This window comes from Algivirga pacifica (genome assembly GCF_039543525.1).
GTDB classification, from domain to species: domain Bacteria; phylum Bacteroidota; class Bacteroidia; order Cytophagales; family Flammeovirgaceae; genus Algivirga; species Algivirga pacifica.
Genome location: NZ_BAABJX010000018.1, coordinates 1 through 19241 on the forward strand (window position 1 = coordinate 1; position 19241 = coordinate 19241).

The following is a 19241-nucleotide window of genomic DNA, read 5'->3' on the forward strand; positions in this document are numbered from 1 at the left end:
GCCACTCCTTATAAATTTAAAGCCTTATTCAGCACGAGATGTTGGATAAGGCTTTTTTTGTGTATTATTTGGAGTAAGGTTATATTTTTTATTGCTATCTATTTTATACAAAAAAGAAATTACTTATTGGATTATTCTAATCAAACTTAATAACTTTCTACTCTAATTACATTTTTTAATATACACACTTTTATGAGAAATTTGATTGTAAGGCTAAACGTGCTTCTTTTCTTTTTTTTGGCTATTAGTACTCTTCAAGCTCAAGAAACGTATAAAAATGCTAAGTTAATCATCAGCGAAACAGATACTTTGACAGGATTAGTAAATAGTCAGGATAGAATTAATTCATATGAAAAAATAATTTTTAAAGACAAGTTAACAGATGACAAGATAATTTTTCAACCAGGATCCTTCTTGGAATGTGTGCTAGAGGATGGTCGAACATTGGTATCAAGACAATTAGTAAAAGAGGATAACTCAAAAATTTTTGTTATTGTAGAAGTATTAGAAGAAGGAAAGCTATCTCTTTTTAAATATGGAGAACAGTTTTATGTGCAAAAACAAGATGGTCCTTTACTGGAGTTATCCAATGAATGGAGGGATGTTGTTATTAATCATAAGCCTGTACGTCAATATTCAAATAAACATATAGGAATATTGACATACCTATTTTCAGATGCACCTCAATTAAAAAGTCAATTAAAAGAACTGAAGTGTAATGAGAAATCATTGAAAAAGGTTATATACTCCTACAATAAAAGCAAGAAGAGTGTATATGATACGAAGTCATCTAAAAAAATCTCTTCAGTAACTATAGCTGGAGGTTTATATACTATAGGAGGTTTCTCTATGCTTTCTGTATCTAATGATGATGCAGACTCTTTTGAATTGAAAGGGAAGGCGAATGATTTAAATATGTATATAGGTGGGTATATGAAAATAGGGGCTCCTGCTCTTTCTGAGCGTATTTATATGATATTAGCTTTGGAGTATGATAGATTGGGTTTTGATTATACTAAAGAGATGAAGAAGTCATCATATATTGAACACTATGATGTAAGTGTTCATTTATCTAGATGGAAAGTGCCATTTGGGTTACAATATGAACTTTCTCATAATGCATGGAAACCCTATTTTAGGATTTCTGGGGTTTATTTATATCAAGAATCTTCTGAAAGTACTTTTAATCTTACAAGAACTGTGACCTATGGAGATGTTGTTCAGACTTCAGAAATTGAACCAGTAAAGTTAAAAGTAAATGCTTGGTCTTATGGAGGGGAAATAGGATTAAAGAAAGTATTAAACAGTCGATTAACGTTATTTACAGGGTTACGCTATGAAGGGGGATATAATATGATTTTGCCTAGTAAAAAGCTTATAAAAGAGACCTATTACTACTCTTCATCTATCAGTAGCTTTAAAGCTGTAGTAGGAATAGAGTTAAAATAATGATTAGATATAATGTTAAATCATTCTGACTTTTCATAAATAGATCCCTTGTAGAGCTATTAGTTGTACAAGGGATAATTTATTTTAATACGCTTTATTGACTGTAGATGTTAATTAATCTAAGAGTATTGTAAAAAATGAGTTCAGATTTCTACCCATCTCTCTTACAAGAAAAACTTCAGACTACGGCATATGACTTATCGATTCACTCTATCGGAGGTGGCTGTATTAATGAAACAGTTTTGGTCGAGGTTAATAAGCGACAGTTTTTTGTTAAAACCAACCCAGACCAGTCTCTTGATTTTTTTGAGAAGGAACAGCAGGGACTCCAACTGTTACGACAAAAGGTACAAGGATTAGTAATTCCTGAAGTGTATTTTGTAGGAGAACATCAAGGTATTCCTACATTTGTGATGGAGTATGTCTTACCTTCTACAAAAGGCAAAAATGAAGTATTTTTCGATAATCTAGGGAGAGGGCTAGCAGAACTGCATCTACATGCACAATCTACATTTGGCTTAGAAGTAAACAACTATATAGGGGCACTTCCACAAAGTAACCGACAACATAGTACTTGGCTAGATTTTTTTATGGAAGAGCGCTTATTTCGACAGTTTCAATTGGCAGTGAAAAAAGGATTTTTAGCAGAAAGCACTTTGCTTAAAGTAAGTGGATTGTCCAAGGTATTGGAGGGAGTATTTCCAGATGAAAATCCTGCTTTATTACATGGAGACTTATGGAGTGGAAATTGTATGCCTACGAATGGGCAAAAAGCTTGTTTATATGATCCCGCAGTATATTATGGACATCGGGAAATGGAACTAGCGTTTACGAAGTTGTTTGGAGGATTTTCTGAGCGATTTTATGAAGCTTATGGGGAGGTATTTCCTATTGCTTCTGGATTTGAGGGGAGGGTGGCTATTTACAATTTATACCCTTTGATGGTCCATGTAAATTTGTTTGGGATGGGATATTATAGGGAAGTAGAGGAGACTTTGAATAGATTCGTTTAGATCTATTTGTTGTTGACTTGAGGGTGGACGTTTAATGAAATAGATGATAAATAGGTCGTAGCATCCACGCTACGACCAGTGTCTATTACTAACTTGCTTTTTAGGTAGTTTTAGTAACAGATTATAACTATCGTCTTTTCTGCTTATCTCTATTTTTCTTTCTATTCGCAAAAAACTCCTGTTTCCTACGGTTTTTCTCCTTTTCAGCCTCTTTCTTTTCTGAAGCTGTCATTGGTTTATCTGTCTGTGGAAAAGGATGCTCTTTTACTACGGTCAATTTTTGTCCTGTCAGTTTTTCGATATCCTTCACATAGGTATTTTCCTCTGGTTCACAGAGAGAGATCGCAATACCTTCTTCTCCAGCTCTTCCAGAACGACCGATACGGTGTACATAGGTCTCGGAAATATTCGGAATATCATAATTAATGACATAGCGTAGCTTATCAATATCAATTCCTCTGGCAGCAATATCGGTGGCTACGAGAACCTGAATACTTCCACTTTTAAAGTTATTCAAGGCTTTTTGTCGTTGTGGCTGACTCTTATCACCGTGAATGGCTGCAGCAGAGATATTCTTCTTCTTTAGTGTGCGGACAATACGGTCTGCTCCATGTTTGGTACGAGAGAAAAGTAATACCTGCTCCATTTCTTCCTTCTCAATAATATGAGTCAGTAGGTCATTCTTACTTTTCTTATTGGTATAATAGACGTATTGCTGTATGGTTTCAGCGGTAGAAGATACGGGGGTGACTTCTACTTTCTTGGGATTGTTCAAGATCGTTTTCGACAAGTCGATAATATTCTTCGGCATGGTTGCCGAGAAAAACAACGATTGTCTTTTTGTCGGTAAAAGCTTGAGAAGCTTTTTGATATCATGAATAAAACCCATGTCCAGCATACGGTCGGCTTCATCCAGTACAAATAGCTTAATATCTTTCAGGGAAATAAATCCTTGTTGCTCCAAGTCAAGTAGACGTCCCGGAGTAGCGACGAGGATATGTACTCCTCTACGAAGTTCTTCAACTTGCTTTCCTTGCTTTACTCCTCCAAAAATAACGGCATGCTTTAAATTGGTGTGTTTGCTGTATGCCTTGATATTTTCATCAATTTGGATTGCTAGTTCTCTGGTTGGTGTGACAATCAAGGCCCTAATCTTGGGTCTGTAATTTTTGTCCCCTTCTCTTTCGTGAATGAGTTGAATGATTGGAATAGAAAAGGCTGCCGTTTTTCCTGTACCAGTTTGTGCACAACCTAATAGGTCATGACGATTGAGGATAAGAGGAATGGCTTGTGCTTGAATAGGTGTGGGAGATTGATAATTCTTTTCTTCCAGTGCTTTTATAATCGGAGTGATGACTCCCAGTTGTTCAAAATTCATATAGTATTATAATATATAAAGCGCAAAGTAGGATACTTTACGCTCTATATTAAAATTTAATCTTCTAAATAAATATCTAATAATCCTTCTGGTAGATTGACCTCCATCGTTTTGGTTTCGTGGTTGGCACGAATGACAATATCTTCAGCCATAGGGATTAAGACTTCTTTTCCTTTATATTTCATCGCCAATAAATCCTGAGAGTTGGTATTGGCATAGATCGTGGCAACATGTCCCAGTTCACCTAGATTCTGATCTATAATGGTATAGTCAATAATATCGTGATAGTAGAACTGTCCTTCTTCCAGTTCGGGAAGTACTTCCAAAGGAAGGTATAGCTTAGCTCCTTTGAGCTTTTCAGCTTCTTCAACCGTTTCGATATCTTCAAGTGCTACAATAAAGCGATTTTTATTGGCAGAGATACTTTCTATAAAAAGAGGAACAAGTTGTCCCTGCTCTTCCATAAAAACGGTATCCATTTCTTCGTAGTTTGAAGGGCTGTCTACGTCCAAGTTAAAAATAACTTCTCCGTTTAACCCATGTGTTCTGGAGATAACCCCCAGTTCAAAGCAATCTTCTTTTTTCATATTGTTTTAAGGATAATGAGCCTGAATAGACTATTGTCCAATAAATTCATTATTAAACATAGCCCCACTCCGTGGGAGTGGGGCTACAATAATATATATTATACAGCAGTAAGGTTAATTATGCTGATATAGTTTCTTTTTGCTTAGCCGTTTTTTCTTCTTGTTGGTTGAATTCTTTGTAACGTCTTACAGTCACAATACCAAAACCAATACACATCACGATAGTACCAATCCAAAGAAATCCAATATAAGGTTTTTCAATCGCCTTAAGAATAATCCAGTCTTTCTGGGTGGTTTGTACATCAAATGTGAAAACCTCTTCTTCAGGGTTGATATGATTAACACTTACTTTTAGACCAAGATTTCTATTGGTAACTTCAGGGTTAGCGGCAAAAGAATTATCTCTAATCATATAGATTGGGCTAATTTCTTCTGTTGTTCCTAACACTCTTAGATTAAACTTAATGGCTACGTCTTGTTCTCCAAGATTTACCCCTGGTACTTTCTTCATAGGTGTAATACCATCCAGTACCACATAGAAATCATGCAGTAATAAGGTGTCTCCAATATGCGCTTGATGTTGCTCTGCTTGGCTCCATTCAATAGTTTCATCATCAGCAGCCAAGTTAGTAATGTGTGTGTACAAATCACCGTGCCAATAAGAAACGATATCAGGAGAAGGCACTAGCCCCATTTGCTCATTATCTTGAATACGTGGATAGAGAGTAAATACGTCTCCGTTATCCTTTTTATACTCTATCTCGTAGTAGATATTTTCATTATAGATGTGGATAGTATCTCCTGCTAAGACATAAGTTTCTCCATTCACAGCAATATTTTCTTTAGCAATCGCTCGGTATGGATCACTGAAGAACATTAATAGTTCTCTATCGAAATATCCAGGAATGTCTTTAGAAGTCATGCGTGGCCCCTTATAGGTTAGGGTATACTCCATCATACGCTTTGGTTGACTTCTGAACAACAATAAATTCTCTTTATTCATCTCTTCAGGAAATTCTGAATTGTAGATACGTCCCTCGTAGTTGATAGAGATAATTTTTTCGTATCCTGAAGAAAATAGAATACCTATAAGCATTAGTGCTATACCGATGTGAGTCACCGCTCCTCCGGATAGTTTCACATTAGTTTTAAACAGTTTGAATAGAATTCTACCGTTAGAAACTACAGAGAAAATACCGGCTGTTAATAACAAGATATATGAGAAAGTATATACTTTGACTACGTTAATAATAATAGCGGTAAGCATTAAGGCAATTGCCAGTGGAATGCTGATTTCTGTTCTTAAGGTCTTCAGGTCATTTACACGCTTCCAGAAGAAGAACTGTGCTGTTCCCGAAAGGATTGCAATACTCATTCCAAACCATAATTGGAACTTCGTATAGAAAGCTACCTGATCGGTTGGAGGAGCAATATTGGAATCCATTCCCAAACCATTCAGAATTGCATTGAATACCGGAATAGAGGTAGGGAAAATAATCTGAAAAGCAGATAAACTTAGTACCGTAGCGCCAATAAAGATCCAGAACTCACTAGAATAAGCAGAGGAGTCTGTTTCTTTCTCAGGGATCTTGTTCCAATGTTTTACGAAAATTACAATTGCCAGAATGATAAAGGCAAATAGGTAAATCATCAGCTGTCCTGATAGACCCAAATCCGTAAAGGAGTGTACGGAAGACTCGCCCAAAATACCACTTCTGGTTAGGAAGGTAGAGTACAGTACCAATAAGAAGGTAGTTACCGCTAGGATCATGGCAGCCTTCAGGCCTGTTCCATTTTTACGGAACACAATCATAATGTGAACCGCTGCAACTAAGATAAGCCAAGGAACCAAGGAAGCATTTTCCACAGGATCCCAGTTCCAATATCCACCAAAGTTTAAGGTTTCATAAGCCCAGTAAGCCCCCATCATAATACCTAGGCCCAAGACCAATGCCGCAATAGAAGACCAGTATAATGTTGGAGCAATCCATTCTTTATAGCGTCCTGTTTGAATACCTGCAATAACAAAAGCAAAAGGAACCAAGGTTAAGGCAAATCCCAAAAACAAGGTAGGAGGGTGAATGACCATCCAGTAGTTTTGCAATAAAGCATTTAAGCCAGTACCATCATTTGGAACGAAGTTCGGGTTACTCTCAAAGATAGGAGCGCTGATTGCATCTCTTAGAAGAATAAAAGGATCACTACCAATATTCATCCCAATCCAAGGGTCAACACCCAGAATCATGGAAACCAAGAATGCTTGCACCGCTGCAAAGATGTACATCACATTGGACTCCCAGCTTTTTGCTGTTTTAATCAGGATACCGCCAATCAGTACATGCCAGAAAATCCACAACAGGAAACTACCTTCTTGTCCTTCCCAGAAACAAGAAATCATAAATTCTACCGGGAGGTTATTCGAAGAATGGCTCCAGGCATAATGATATTCATAATAATGATTGTAAATAATGTAGAATAGGGATAGTACCACGCCAATGACTGCCATGCCATGTGTGATAAAGGCCGCTCTACCCAGAAGCTTCCAGCTCTTATTTTCTTGCGTTTGCGTCTTTTTGGAAGATATCCAATACGCAATAGCGGATAAAATAGCAGACACGAAAGCGATAATAATCAGGGAGTGCCCGAGATTTCCGACAAAGGTGTGTATCATCTGTTATGTAAATTTAGCTTATATGTGTATCCTGAGTTATATGCATAACTTAGTTGAAAAGTTGCGCAAAAATACTAAATAACTTTCCCTTTTACTATTGATAACTAATAGATTAATACAAAATGCTCTTCTAAAAGTTGAATTTTTCTTAATAAAGGTACCTTGAACAATTTTAGATTAATCTATCATATTTATAACCCTATACTGGTTTTTTTGTTAAGTTAGTAGGACTATATAGATTTTGATATCTATTAATTTTAATCATTAAAAAGTAGAATAATATCATGGCATTTGAGTTACCAAAACTACCGTATGCATACGATGCACTAGAGCCGCATATCGATGCAAAAACAATGGAAATTCACCACAGTAAGCACCACAATGCATATACCACTAACCTGAACGCTGCGATTGAAGGAAGCGACTTGGAAGGTAAGACAATCGAAGAAATCTTGGGTGGTGAGCTTTCAGCAGCAGTAAGAAATAACGGTGGTGGTTTTTATAACCACAACTTGTTTTGGGAAATCATGAGCCCTAACGGCGGTGGAAACCCAACAGGTGACTTGGCAGCGGCGATTGACGCAGCATTTGGTTCTTTCGACAAGTTTAAGGAAGAGTTCTCAAAGGCAGCAGCAACAAGATTTGGTTCTGGTTGGGCTTGGCTTTGTGTAAAAGATGGTAAGTTGGAAGTATGCTCTACTCCTAACCAAGACAACCCTCTAATGAAAGATGCAGGTTGTGAAGGTACTCCTATCCTAGGATTGGATGTTTGGGAGCATGCATATTACCTAAACTACCAGAATAAGAGACCTGATTACATTGCAGCATTCTTCAATGTAATTGATTGGGCTAAAGTAGCAGAGAAATTTGCTGCAGCGAAATAAGAAGGTAACATACCTTATTATATTAAGCCACTGGAGGGCAACCTTCAGTGGCTTTTTTGTTCATGGTGTTTAATTGAGCTTCGCTCGTTCATAATGTTTAGTTGAATCACGTAATGGAGCAAAGCTCCATTACGTGACGTGTTGGTTTATGTATATCACATTCATACAACATATCAACTCGATTCACAGGCTATATAGTAGTCACCGAAGGTGAAATTGAGTGATTCAACTAAACATTATGAACGAGCGAAGCTCAATTAAACATCATGAACATTTATTAACTCCGAGCTTTATATATAAGCTTACGACAACCCACCTTGCAATCATCTAATTATTCAAAGAACCCAAGAGTGATATGCAAGAGATGTTTTTTCATTATATATGGCGATTACAATATTTTGAGCACCAACACCTCTTTACTGTAAAGGGAGAAAGTGTGAGTGTGATATACCCAGGGATATATAATACGAATGCCGGACCGGATTTTTTTAATGCAAAAATATTGATAGGGGAGATGGAATGGCATGGACATGTAGAAATTCATGTGCAAGCCTCTGATTGGTACAAGCATCAGCATCAGGAGGATGAAGCTTACGATAATGTGGTTCTTCATGTCGTTTGGGAAGCTGATCGCTCGGTATATCGTATGGAGGGCAGTGAAATTGCTACGGTAGAGTTAAAAGGAAAAATCCCTTTGTCATTGTTTCAGAAATATGAAAGGATGCAGCAAGATCAGGCCATTCCTTGCGAGTACCTTTGTCAGGAAGTTCCTGAGATTTTGTGGACCTCCATGAAAGAGCGAGTATTGATTGAGCGATTGGAAGAAAAGGCAAATCAAATACATCTTCTAAAAGAATATTGTCATGGGGATTGGGAGCAGGTAGCTCTATGGGTATTGGGAAAGAGCTTGGGAGCTCCTTTGAATCAGGAACCTTTTGTAGAACTCTCTAAAAGGGTGCCTTTTCAGGCAGTGAAAAAATTGAAAGAAAATGAAATGCAATTGGAGGCGTTGTATTTTGGTCAATCTGGGTTACTGTTGCCTTGTCAGGAGCAAGCCTATGCTCAAAAGCTCATCAGGGAGCATCAGTACTTGTTTCATAAGTATAAACTTTCTCCAGCCTTAAGCCCTGTAATATGGCAACAAGGGAGAATGCGTACTCCCTCTTTACCGACTGTTCGTATAGCACAGCTGATAGGGTTGATTACTCAGAAAGATCATTTATTTCAGGAATGTATGCTTAGTAGCAAGTTTCAGGATATTAAAGCATTGTTGGATGTGGAGGTACCTTCATATTGGCAGACACATTATCATTTTGGGAAAGTACGTAAAAAGGGTACGGGTAAAATTAGTGTAACCATGAAAGCTAGAATTGCGGCCAATGGAGTAGTACCTCTCTTGGTGGCCTATGGACAGTATCAGGGAAATGAACGATGTATGGAGCAGGGAATTCAGCTTTTAGAAAGTTTACCCCCAGAGGATAATAAGTATATCAGGTTATGGAAAGAGATGGGATTGAAGGTAGAGAATGCCTTTGATGTGCAGGCTTACTTGCAACTCTATAAAAAGTATTGTGCAGAAAAGCAGTGTCTGCGATGCGTGGTGGGTTGCGCTATATTAAAATAAGCAAGACATGCTCACGCATGTCTTGCTTATTTTTTATAGTGAGTATGCGACAATCACAGCTTGCGAGATAGGCTTCTCAGGATCGTTTGTAAATATCGTAATAGTTGTTCTTACCTCTCCTCTATAGGTAGTGGGTAATAGCTTTATATTGATGTTGACCGTTTGCATAGGGCGTACCGTAGTTTCTTCTATGGTCATGACTTCTGCTCCTGGACTGGTTTCTACATTTTGAATCGTCAAAGGAGCAGCACCTTGATTTAATACCCTAACATTTACAATGCGATAAGAGTCAAGGTTGATTTTTCCCAATTTAATATACTCGTCTACAATACGAACTTGTGGCTTATGGGGTTTGAGTAACTCATCTGGAGATGGAGCGTAAACAATAGACGCTGTAATTGGAAGAGATAATTTCTTTAGCGTACTGTCATTGGTATAAAAAACTACGGTATCCTGAGTAAATCCCATATGGTTTCTGGCAGCTGGATCGTAAAATAGTTGTACACTACCTTCACTTTTGGCTTTGATCATCGGCTTACCTTCGAAGGTAACACCTATATGATTTGGAGAAAGAGGTGCTTTATTAAAAAGTATATCTTTATCACTATCGTTGTACAAGTACAACTGCTTTTTGATTATTCCTTGACTATAGATAGTGCCTAGGCTGACAATTTTGTTCTGTAAACGAAGTGGTCCCTTTTTATAAGGGTACTTGGTTTCTATAGAAATGTGTTGTGGTGTAATATATCCTGCTATGGTTAGCTCTTTTGTTTGATTGAGTTCCTCAATGCGGACTTTAAATTTTTTATTGAATGCTCCTGCCTTATAAGGTGAAAATTCAACGGTAATTTCCCCGCTCTCTCCTTTTTTTAGTTTCTCTTTATTGAAAGAGGCTACAGTACAAGCACAGTCAGTAGATACTGAACGAATAGATACTGGAGCGTAGGTCATAGAGGTAAACCGGAAAGTATGGGTAATACTGCTATCTGACAATGGGATATCTCCTAGATAAACACTGTCTTGTTCAAAGGAAATGGCGGGGGTTTGTGACATTCCCAAAGAGAGAGAGGATAGAAAGAATAATAGGATCAATACACTATGACGCATGACGTATATTTTTTGATGGTAGAGCTTGATGTACAGGGATTAAGCTGGCTTTCATCTTGGTAAAACATTATCCCGTACTAAAAAATTTATACAAAGATAGGAAGGGTTGTTCAATAACTGTGCAAAAAAGCGTAATTTTGAAACGCAAGTCATCTTATCGCTGCTGAATTTATTCAGGAGAGGAAAGTCCGAGCACCGGAGAGCATCGTACTTCCTAACGGGAAGGCACCTGGGAACAGGTGACAGAAAGTGCCACAGAAAATATACCGCCCTTAGGGGTAAGGGTGAAATGGTGAGGTAAGAGCTCACCGCGCTGCTGGTGACAGTGGTGGCAGGGTAAACCTTACGAGGTGAAAAACCAAATAGGTCTCACTTTATGAGTATTCAGGCAAGGTTGCTCGCCTTGTCGTTTGCCACCGGCAAACGGGTGAGATGGGTAGGTTGATGGAGCCTATGAGCGATCATATGGCCTAGATAAATGATAAGACGCTCCTTTGGGAGTGACAGAACTCGGCTTATCGACTTGTTATTTAAAGAAACCTCTTGTCGTTCGCGATGAGAGGTTTTTTTGTTCATGATGTTTAGGTTGAGCTTCGCTCGTTCATAATGTTTAGTTGAATCTTTGGCCGCTCATGTGGCTTATTGACTCCCTGAGATAAATTAATACTTTTACAAAGTTGAGTTTATACAATAAATTGTCTCAACTCGATACCAAGTATTAAATTTCAACTAAACATTATGAACGAGCGAAGCTCAGTTAAACATGATGAACATAGTTACCACAGTATGTGAAAACTTAATTTTACCATTTTATAACAATCATCTGCTCTTCTCAATATAGAACCCCCCGCAATAGGCCTTATATTTGTGTAGGTCTCTTAGGAAGTCATTTATTTCTAAAGAGATAAGCAGAGATGTATCATTGAGGGCCAAGTCATTGGTCTACTAACAAATAATAATCTATGGGCAAGAGTAATAAATCGAAAATCATTATCATCGACGACGACAGGACCATACGTTCAACCCTAAAAGAGATCTTGGAGTTTGAAGATTATGAGGTGGGAGAAGCAAAAGATGGAGAGGAAGCATTAGAGAAACTAATAGTGTCGGATTATGATTTGGCATTATGTGATGTAAAAATGCCAAAGATGAATGGGATAGAGGTGTTGGAGAAAGCGAAGGAGATGCAGATCCTGCGTAAGACACAATTTATAATGATTTCTGCCCATGCCAATATTGATATGGCAGTAGATGCCACCAAGAAGGGAGCTTTTGATTTTATATCTAAACCACCGGAATTGAACCGCTTATTATTGGCTGTTCGAAATGGATTGGATAAATCAAAACTCGTAGAGGAGAATGAGGACCTGGTCAAAGAGGTAAAGGAGATTAAGGTTAAGATCAATAAGCAACATGACATTGTTGGAGAATCTAAGGCCGTGAACCATATGAAGGACACGATCAATAAGGTAGCTCCTACAGATGCTCGTGTAATGATATTAGGACCTAATGGTGCTGGTAAAGAACTGGTGGCACGCTGGATACATGGAAAAAGTAGTCGTTCGGAGCAAGCCTTTGTAGAGGTGAACTGTGCGGCCATTCCTTCAGAGTTGATAGAGAGTGAGCTTTTTGGTCACGAGAAAGGAGCTTTTACTTCTGCACATAAGCAGCGTATTGGGAAGTTTGAGCAAGCCAATGGAGGGACATTATTCTTGGATGAGATTGGAGATATGAGTCTTTCGGCCCAAGCGAAAGTATTGAGAGCTCTTCAGGAGCATAAGATTACCAGGGTAGGTAGTGACAAGGACATTAAAGTAGATGTAAGAGTCGTGGCAGCAACCAATAAGGACTTGAAGCAGATGATTGCGGAAAATAAGTTCCGTGAAGATTTGTACCACCGTTTGAGTGTTATGGTGATCAAGGTGCCGGCCCTAAATGACAGAAAAGAGGATATTCCTTTATTGGTGGATAAATTCTTGACTGACCTAGGTGGAGAATATGGAAAGCCAAAGAAGAAAATTACAGCAGAGGCTATTGAGCAGCTAAAACAACATGATTGGACGGGTAATATCCGTGAGCTACGAAATGTTGTGGAGCGCTTGATGATTATGAGTGGAGAAGAGATCACAGCTTCTGACGTGAAAACCTATTGTGTATTTTAATTGAAGGAGAAAGGAAAAATGGTAATCGGTAGAAAGTATAAGGTAAGAAATAATTAAATTTCTCCTTTCTCCTTTCTCCTTTCTCCTTTCTCCTTTCTCCTTTCTCCTTTCTCCTTTCTCCTTTCTCCTTTCTCCTTTCTCCTTCAACGTTTGCATACCTTTGAATGATCTTCGTTTTTTTATGAAGTAATGAAACAGAGCTCTTTTGTTTTTTGGTATTTCGTTGAGAAATGAATAATTTTGCCTTTGCTTATCAAGAAAGACCGAGGGAATGGGCCCTATGAAGTCTTAGCAACCTGTCAATCAAGGTGCTAACTCCCATCTCAAAGTACACTATAGCTTTGGGAAAAGATGAGTGAAGAATCCTTCCTTCATACATATCTCTCAAAATTTTCTGGATAGCAAATGTTTCTTCAAGGTAAACAAGGCCTTAGGAGAGAATTAATGGTGCATTTTTGTTTATATGCCCAAACAGTTCAGGTACTTATTGGTTTAGGTACTCTGGAGTCGATTATTGGTGCTTTGAGAGAAGTACTCCATTAAGGTTTTAATTATTATTCATTTGCCGGTGTAGGCAAGCAACTTCAAATTAGAGTATGTCATATTTATTTACATCAGAATCTGTTTCAGAAGGACACCCAGATAAAATTGCAGACCAAATATCCGATGCGATCTTGGATGCAATGCTTACTCAAGATCCTTATTCTCGTGTAGCTTGTGAAACACTGGTGACTACAGGTTTGGCCGTTGTTGCAGGAGAAATCACGACAAAAGCTTATGTAGAAATTCCAGATATCGTTCGAGATACGATTGCTAAGATCGGATACAACAAGGACGGTTATCAGTTTTCTGCAGATTCTTGTGGAGTACAGGTAGCGGTACATAGCCAATCCCCAGATATTGCTCAAGGAGTTAATGAAGGAGAGGGGGTTGATAAGGAGCAAGGTGCCGGAGATCAGGGAATGATGTTTGGTTATGCGACTAACGAAACAAAAGAATATATGCCAATGGCTTTGGCTTTCTCTCACCGTTTGGTGAAGCGCTTGGCAGAGATTAGAAAAGAGCAGCCTGAATTGATGTCGTACCTTCGTCCAGATGCCAAGGCACAGGTGACGATTGAATACTCTGATGCCGGAGAGCCATTGAAAGTGCACACGATCGTAGTATCGACACAGCACGATGGTTTTGCTGAAGAGCAAGAGATGTTGGATAAGATTCGTGAGGATGTGATTGAGCACGTTATTAAAGCGGAGATCCCTGCGCATCTATTAAAAGAGGATACCATTTATCACATCAACCCAACAGGTAAGTTTGTGATTGGAGGTCCTCATGGAGATGCTGGATTAACAGGTAGAAAAATCATCGTAGATACTTATGGTGGTAAAGGTGCTCATGGTGGAGGTGCTTTCTCTGGAAAAGATGCCTCTAAAGTGGACCGTTCAGCAGCATATGCGGCAAGACATATCGCTAAGAATATTGTAGCAGCAGGATTGGCTGATGAGGCTTTGGTGCAAGTGGCTTATGCAATTGGTGTATCAGCTCCTGTATCTTTGTTAGTAAACACGTATGGGACGGCTAAGGTCGACTTGACGGATTCCGAAATCGGAAGAAAGATTTCTGAGTTGTTTGATATGAGACCTAAGGCGATCGTAGAGCGATTGGGACTTAGAAACCCTATTTTCCTTCCTACGGCGGCTTACGGACATATGGGTAGAGAGCCTTACACTGGTACCGTAGAGCTTAACCATGTAGATATTGAAGAAAGAGACGGTAAGAAAGTGGAAGTAAGAGCGAAAGAAGCGGTAGAGGTAGAGTTCTTTACCTGGGAGAAACTGGATTACGTAGGGACAATCAAAGAAGCTTTTGGTTTGTAATTATGAGTCAGTGGTTAGTGTTTGACACTAATCACTGATTTATTTTTTGTGCAGATAGATTTTTTCTTGAAAATGTTGGATCATAACACCTCATTTAATCAATTATTATTGTAAATTTGCACGATTTATAGGCTATCGACTGCTTATATATCCATAACTGTAATTTATTCAGGTAGATAAGTTTAGTATTTATATATAAATTACTATATTTGCAGTCCGAATTTTTGAAATAATAAAATACAGCAATAAAATGAGCGAGTTAATCAAAAAGGTCGAGAAGGACTTTGTAGAGGGACTTACAAAGCACCCTGACTTCAGCGCTGGAGATACAATCGACGTATACGTAAAGATTAAAGAGGGTGAAAAGGAGAGAATTCAGCAGTTCCAAGGAACTGTAATTCAAAGAAGAAACCAAGGTAGATTGGGAGAGACTTTCACTGTAAGAAAGATTTCTAACGGCGTTGGTGTTGAAAGAATTTTCCCTCTTAACTCACCAAGCATCGACAAGATCGAAGTGTTGAGAAGAGGTAAAGTTAGAAGAGCAAGATTGTTCTATCTAAGAGGTCGTCAAGGTAAGGCTGCGAAAGTAAAAGAGAGAAGATTCTAATCTACTCTTTGAGGAGTCTGAATGATGAACATACGATACAGTTAAGCCGACAAGCACTTCGATTGCTTGTTGGCTTTTTGTGTTATACTCTTTATAGTTGCGTAATCATTTTTTGCATGCAATCATCAATAGCATTAACAGAAGGAAAGAAAGTATACTTTGCTTCTGATTTTCACTTAGGAACCCCCAACTTTGAATCAAGCCGAAAACGGGAAGACAAGATTGTCCGTTGGTTGGATGAGGTTAAGCAGGATGCTGCTCATATCTTTCTGATGGGAGATTTGTTTGACTTTTGGTTTGAGTTCGCAACGGTTATTCCCAAAGGGTTTATTCGTTTTCAAGGAAAATTAGCAGAATTGACTGATCAGGGGATTCCAATTACATTCTTCACCGGTAATCATGATATGTGGATGTTTGATTACTTCACGAAGGAGTTAGGAATTGAGATTATCCGAGAACCCATTGATATAAGTATAGGAGAAAAACTATTTTATCTGGGGCATGGTGATGGCTTGGGACCTGGAGATTACAAGTATAAGATGCTTAAGCGTGTTTTTTCTAATAAGGTTTGCCAATGGCTTTTTGGTGTATTGCACCCCAATATTGGTTTGGGAATTGCCAATGCCTGGTCTCGCAGTAGTCGTGCAAGTAATGAAGAAGATGGAGAGGAGTTTCTGGGAAAAGAGCAAGAGTGGTTATGGGTGTATAGTAAAGAGCAGCAAGCGATCAAACCAAGGGATTATTATATCTTTGGGCATAGACACTTACCACTAGAACTTGAAGTAGATAAAAGGGCCATATACATGAATATAGGGGAGTGGGTACATCATTGCACTTATGGAGTGTTTGATGGGACTTCTTTGACGCTAGAGGAGTTTAAAGAGGAAGAGAAGCAAGGATTCTTTCGAGAAGGATAAAGTGGAAAGCGAATGGATTTGATTAATAAATGGCAAAGCCAAGCCAAAGAGAAAGCGAAGGAAAATCAGAACTTTCTGAAAAGGTTAAAGAAGAGCAAGCAGGCAGGGCAAATTGATCGTTGGGTGAATGAAGCCGATGAGGAAGTAGTGTCCCAAGTGGACTGCTTAAGTTGCGCTAATTGCTGTAAGACGATTAGTCCAGTAGTGACCCAGACAGATGTGAAGCGTATTGCGAAGGAGTTGAGAATGAAACCCACGGAAGTGGTAGAAGCATATCTTTTGGTTGATCACGAAGGAGATTATGTGATGAAATCCCAGCCTTGTCCTTTTCTAGGGGCTGACAACTATTGCAGTATCTATGAAGCTCGTCCTAAAGCATGTCGGGAATACCCTCACACCCAAAACAGAGGGTTTACAAAGCGACCGTCATTACATTATAAGAATACTTTAACATGTCCGATCGTTTTTAATGTGGTAGAGGAATTGAAGCAAAAGATGTTGAAATAAGCAAGGGTGACTCTTGTGATTTCCCGGACATAATTAAGAAGAATAAAGTAAGGGCGACTCTTATGGTCGCCCTTACTTCAATTCCAAAGACACTATGTCTCGGAATGATTCAATAACGTTTCGTTCTTAATGTCAGTTACATTAAGAAACATCAAGTATATCACAAGTCTTTCTGGCAGCGTCTTGTTCCGCTTTTTTCTTGCTATAGCCACTTCCTGTAGCCATTATCTCACCATCGACCACCAAGTTTACCTTAAATTGTTTATTGGATTTTCCCCCTCCAGGTTTAGAAATAGCAAATTCCACCGAATGACCATTTTTTTGAGCCCATTCAATAATTAAACTCTTGTAGTTGGTATTGGTTTCTACGACTTCATCAATGTCATAATGCTGTTGCAAGAGGTTATTGATGATATACGTGCGAGAAAATTTAAAGCCTTTGTCCAGGTATACAGCTCCTAAAAACGCTTCCATCGCATCTCCATAAATGGATTTATGACTTTGAGCAGAGTGTCTTTTTCCTTCGTATTCTACAAATTTATTTAGCCCTATCTTGAATGCTAGCCTGTTGAGAGATTCTCTATTGACAATTCTAGATCTTACTTCAGTCAAAAAGCCTTCATCCTTGTAGGGGTATTTTTTGAAGAGATATTCGGCAACAACAGCTCCTAATATAGCGTCACCAAGGTATTCCAGGCGTTCGTTCGATTCTTTAAATCCTTTGACATTATCACTTTCTGCCGCTACAGAACTATGCTGCATAGCCAAACGGTATAACCTTATATTATAAGGCTTTACACCAATCATGTGTTTCACTGCATTGGACAGCTCCTTGTCCTTGTCAGAATACTTGGTAAACCAGCGTAATAGAAATCTCAAGGTAAGTTGTTGATTTTGTTTTGATTTATAGGTGTTTGGACATATGTAATACCCCTCGGTGAAGCAAAAGCATATCGAGATGTAATATAACGATAACTATCCAACAGGGTAAATTTACTAAAAAGAATAGTACTATAATAAAAAAGAACAAAAGAGGCTTACTTTCGTAAGCCTCTTTTAGTATAAATCATAAAAGAATAATCAAAATGAGATGATTACCCTTCGTATTTTTTCATTAGGATACAGAAGTTGTGTCCACCGAAACCAAAGGTATTACTCATGGCTACTTTCACCTCTTTCTTCTGTGCCTCGTTGAAGGTACAGTTTAGTTTAGGATCAAGCTTTTCATCCGGTGTAGTGTTATTGATGGTTGGAGGAATAATTCCTTTTTCCAATGCCAAAACACTAGCCACTGCCTCTACCGCACCTGCAGCACCTAGAAGGTGTCCAGTCATAGACTTTGTAGAACTGATGTTAAGGTTATAGGCATGCTCACCAAATACCTTTTTGATCGCATTGATCTCACCAATATCACCCAGTGGAGTAGAAGTACCGTGAACGTTGATATAATCTACCTCTTCAGCAGTAATTCCTGCGTCATTCAATGCATCTTGCATTACGCGAGAGCTACCTTCTCCTTCAGGATGTGGAGCTGTAAGGTGATAAGCGTCTGCAGACATACCACCACCAATGATCTCACCATAGATCTTAGCGCCTCTAGCTTTCGCGTGCTCTAGTTCTTCAAGAATAAGTGCAGCACCACCTTCTCCCATTACGAATCCATCTCTATCCTGATCGAATGGTCTGGAAGCTGTAGAAGGATCGTCATTACGAGTAGAAAGTGCTTTTAGCGCATTGAATCCACCCATACCTGCTTCAGATACAGGAGCCTCAGAACCACCTGTCAAGAAGATGTCTGCTCTACCCAAACGAATGTAGTTGAATGCATCCACGATAGCGTTGGTAGCAGAAGCACAAGCAGAAACGGTTACGAAGTTAGGTCCTTTGAAACCATATTTGATAGAAAGGTGACCAGCACTAAGGTCAGCAATCATTTTAGGAATAAAGAAAGGATTGAAACGTGGTGTTCCATCTCCTTTAGCAAACTCCATTACTTCATCCTGGAAAGTCTTTAGACCTCCAATACCTGAACCCCAGATGACCCCTACACGCTCTTTGTTGATCGCATCAAGGTCTAGTTTAGAGTGTTTGATCGCCTCATCACTTACAATCATTGCATATTGAGTGAAAAGGTCCATTTTGCGGGCTTCTTTACGATCGATGAAATCACCGATGTTAAGATCTTTTACCTCACAAGCAAATTGAGTTTTAAACTTAGAGGCATCAAATTTTGTGATTGGTGCAGCACCACTCACCCCTTTTTCAAGGTTAGCCCAATATTCTTCTAGCGTATTTCCGATAGGAGTAAGGGCTCCCATACCGGTAATCACAACTCTTTTTAACTCCATAATTGTAGATATATCTATCAGCTTAGTTAAAAATTCTGTTCATAGTAAATAAGTAGAAAGCAATAGTGTTGGCGAATTGCTTTCATCAAAGAGAACAAAAGACCTGACAGGCC

15 protein-coding genes, 1 other RNA gene and 1 riboswitch are annotated in these 19241 nt (G+C 38.7%); of the genes, 10 read left to right on the forward strand and 6 right to left on the reverse strand.

The genetic code is table 11. From position 1 onward, the window contains the following. The first annotated feature begins 192 nt into the window (after positions 1-192). Both ABD985_RS04960 and ABD985_RS04965 read left to right on the forward strand, forming a co-directional pair. Entirely contained in the window at positions 193-1449 is a 1257-nt protein-coding gene (locus tag ABD985_RS04960; RefSeq protein WP_345369703.1) for a hypothetical protein, read from the forward strand. Positions 1450-1586: 137 nt separating this feature from the next. After that, the gene (locus tag ABD985_RS04965) at positions 1587-2462 is read left to right on the forward strand and encodes a fructosamine kinase family protein (protein WP_345369705.1); all 876 of its coding nucleotides are present in this window, start codon (positions 1587-1589) and stop codon (positions 2460-2462) included. 127 nt (positions 2463-2589) lie between these two features. On the opposite strand, the gene ABD985_RS04970 is transcribed toward ABD985_RS04965, so the two are convergent. From ABD985_RS04970 to ccsA, 3 genes are all read right to left on the reverse strand, one after another. Then, positions 2590-3840, reverse strand: coding sequence for a DEAD/DEAH box helicase (locus ABD985_RS04970; RefSeq protein WP_345369706.1), 1251 nt, complete (start codon positions 3838-3840; stop codon positions 2590-2592). Positions 3841-3896: 56 nt separating this feature from the next. Beyond that, positions 3897-4427, reverse strand: coding sequence for a ribosome maturation factor RimM (gene rimM / locus ABD985_RS04975; protein ID WP_345369708.1), 531 nt, complete (start codon positions 4425-4427; stop codon positions 3897-3899). A 118-nt stretch (positions 4428-4545) separates the two neighbouring features. Next, complete coding sequence (gene ccsA, locus ABD985_RS04980; protein ID WP_345369710.1) at positions 4546-7098, reverse strand: cytochrome c biogenesis protein CcsA; 2553 nt, start codon at positions 7096-7098, stop codon at positions 4546-4548. 284 nt (positions 7099-7382) lie between these two features. Here ccsA and ABD985_RS04985 point away from each other — a divergent pair, with 284 nt between their 5' ends. Continuing rightward, entirely contained in the window at positions 7383-7982 is a 600-nt protein-coding gene (locus tag ABD985_RS04985) for a superoxide dismutase (RefSeq protein WP_345369712.1), read from the forward strand. A 355-nt stretch (positions 7983-8337) separates the two neighbouring features. Beyond that, positions 8338-9606 carry a DUF2851 family protein gene (locus ABD985_RS04990; protein ID WP_345369714.1) on the forward strand — a complete coding sequence of 423 codons (1269 nt, stop codon included), beginning with the start codon at positions 8338-8340 and terminating at the stop codon, positions 9604-9606. Positions 9607-9639: 33 nt separating this feature from the next. On the opposite strand, the gene ABD985_RS04995 is transcribed toward ABD985_RS04990, so the two are convergent. Next, positions 9640-10713 carry a DUF1573 domain-containing protein gene (locus tag ABD985_RS04995; RefSeq protein ID WP_345369716.1) on the reverse strand — a complete coding sequence of 358 codons (1074 nt, stop codon included), beginning with the start codon at positions 10711-10713 and terminating at the stop codon, positions 9640-9642. A 141-nt stretch (positions 10714-10854) separates the two neighbouring features. Here ABD985_RS04995 and rnpB point away from each other — a divergent pair. From rnpB to ABD985_RS05025, 6 genes are all read left to right on the forward strand, one after another. Continuing rightward, an RNA gene (rnpB, locus tag ABD985_RS05000) (RNase P RNA component class A) lies at positions 10855-11247 on the forward strand. Positions 11248-11675: 428 nt separating this feature from the next. Then, positions 11676-12875 (forward strand): sigma-54-dependent transcriptional regulator, encoded by a 1200-nt coding sequence (locus ABD985_RS05005; protein WP_345369718.1) that lies wholly within the window; start codon positions 11676-11678, stop codon positions 12873-12875. A gap of 247 nt (positions 12876-13122) precedes the next feature. After that, positions 13123-13233: riboswitch (SAM riboswitch) on the forward strand. A gap of 238 nt (positions 13234-13471) precedes the next feature. Further along, on the forward strand, positions 13472-14749 hold the full coding sequence (gene metK, locus ABD985_RS05010; protein ID WP_345369720.1) for a methionine adenosyltransferase: 1278 nt from the start codon (positions 13472-13474) through the stop codon (positions 14747-14749). A 250-nt stretch (positions 14750-14999) separates the two neighbouring features. Then, positions 15000-15356 (forward strand): 50S ribosomal protein L19, encoded by a 357-nt coding sequence (gene rplS / locus ABD985_RS05015; RefSeq protein WP_345369721.1) that lies wholly within the window; start codon positions 15000-15002, stop codon positions 15354-15356. A gap of 116 nt (positions 15357-15472) precedes the next feature. Beyond that, positions 15473-16273, forward strand: coding sequence for a UDP-2,3-diacylglucosamine diphosphatase (locus tag ABD985_RS05020; protein WP_345369722.1), 801 nt, complete (start codon positions 15473-15475; stop codon positions 16271-16273). Between the two features lie 12 nt (positions 16274-16285). Next, positions 16286-16780 (forward strand): YkgJ family cysteine cluster protein, encoded by a 495-nt coding sequence (locus ABD985_RS05025; RefSeq protein WP_345369724.1) that lies wholly within the window; start codon positions 16286-16288, stop codon positions 16778-16780. Positions 16781-16921: 141 nt separating this feature from the next. On the opposite strand, the gene rnc is transcribed toward ABD985_RS05025, so the two are convergent. Continuing rightward, a complete protein-coding gene (rnc, locus tag ABD985_RS05030) occupies positions 16922-17659 on the reverse strand; it encodes a ribonuclease III (RefSeq protein WP_345369726.1) in 738 nt (245 codons plus the stop codon). A gap of 215 nt (positions 17660-17874) precedes the next feature. Then, entirely contained in the window at positions 17875-19128 is a 1254-nt protein-coding gene (fabF, locus tag ABD985_RS05035; protein WP_345369728.1) for a beta-ketoacyl-ACP synthase II, read from the reverse strand. Positions 19129-19241: the final 113 nt, after the last annotated feature.

What these genes read in the sequence shown, in the direction of transcription:
- ABD985_RS04960 (WP_345369703.1), top strand. Translation starts at nt 193, where the DNA reads ATGAGAAATTTGATTGTAAGGCTAAACGTGCTTCTTTTCTTTTTTTTG.
- ABD985_RS04965 (WP_345369705.1), top strand. Translation starts at nt 1,587, where the DNA reads ATGAGTTCAGATTTCTACCCATCTCTCTTACAAGAAAAACTTCAGACT.
- ABD985_RS04970 (WP_345369706.1), bottom strand. Translation starts at nt 3,840, where the DNA reads ATGAATTTTGAACAACTGGGAGTCATCACTCCGATTATAAAAGCACTG.
- rimM (WP_345369708.1), bottom strand. Translation starts at nt 4,427, where the DNA reads ATGAAAAAAGAAGATTGCTTTGAACTGGGGGTTATCTCCAGAACACAT.
- ccsA (WP_345369710.1), bottom strand. Translation starts at nt 7,098, where the DNA reads ATGATACACACCTTTGTCGGAAATCTCGGGCACTCCCTGATTATTATC.
- ABD985_RS04985 (WP_345369712.1), top strand. Translation starts at nt 7,383, where the DNA reads ATGGCATTTGAGTTACCAAAACTACCGTATGCATACGATGCACTAGAG.
- ABD985_RS04990 (WP_345369714.1), top strand. Translation starts at nt 8,338, where the DNA reads ATGCAAGAGATGTTTTTTCATTATATATGGCGATTACAATATTTTGAG.
- ABD985_RS04995 (WP_345369716.1), bottom strand. Translation starts at nt 10,713, where the DNA reads ATGCGTCATAGTGTATTGATCCTATTATTCTTTCTATCCTCTCTCTCT.
- ABD985_RS05005 (WP_345369718.1), top strand. Translation starts at nt 11,676, where the DNA reads ATGGGCAAGAGTAATAAATCGAAAATCATTATCATCGACGACGACAGG.
- metK (WP_345369720.1), top strand. Translation starts at nt 13,472, where the DNA reads ATGTCATATTTATTTACATCAGAATCTGTTTCAGAAGGACACCCAGAT.
- rplS (WP_345369721.1), top strand. Translation starts at nt 15,000, where the DNA reads ATGAGCGAGTTAATCAAAAAGGTCGAGAAGGACTTTGTAGAGGGACTT.
- ABD985_RS05020 (WP_345369722.1), top strand. Translation starts at nt 15,473, where the DNA reads ATGCAATCATCAATAGCATTAACAGAAGGAAAGAAAGTATACTTTGCT.
- ABD985_RS05025 (WP_345369724.1), top strand. Translation starts at nt 16,286, where the DNA reads ATGGATTTGATTAATAAATGGCAAAGCCAAGCCAAAGAGAAAGCGAAG.
- fabF (WP_345369728.1), bottom strand. Translation starts at nt 19,128, where the DNA reads ATGGAGTTAAAAAGAGTTGTGATTACCGGTATGGGAGCCCTTACTCCT.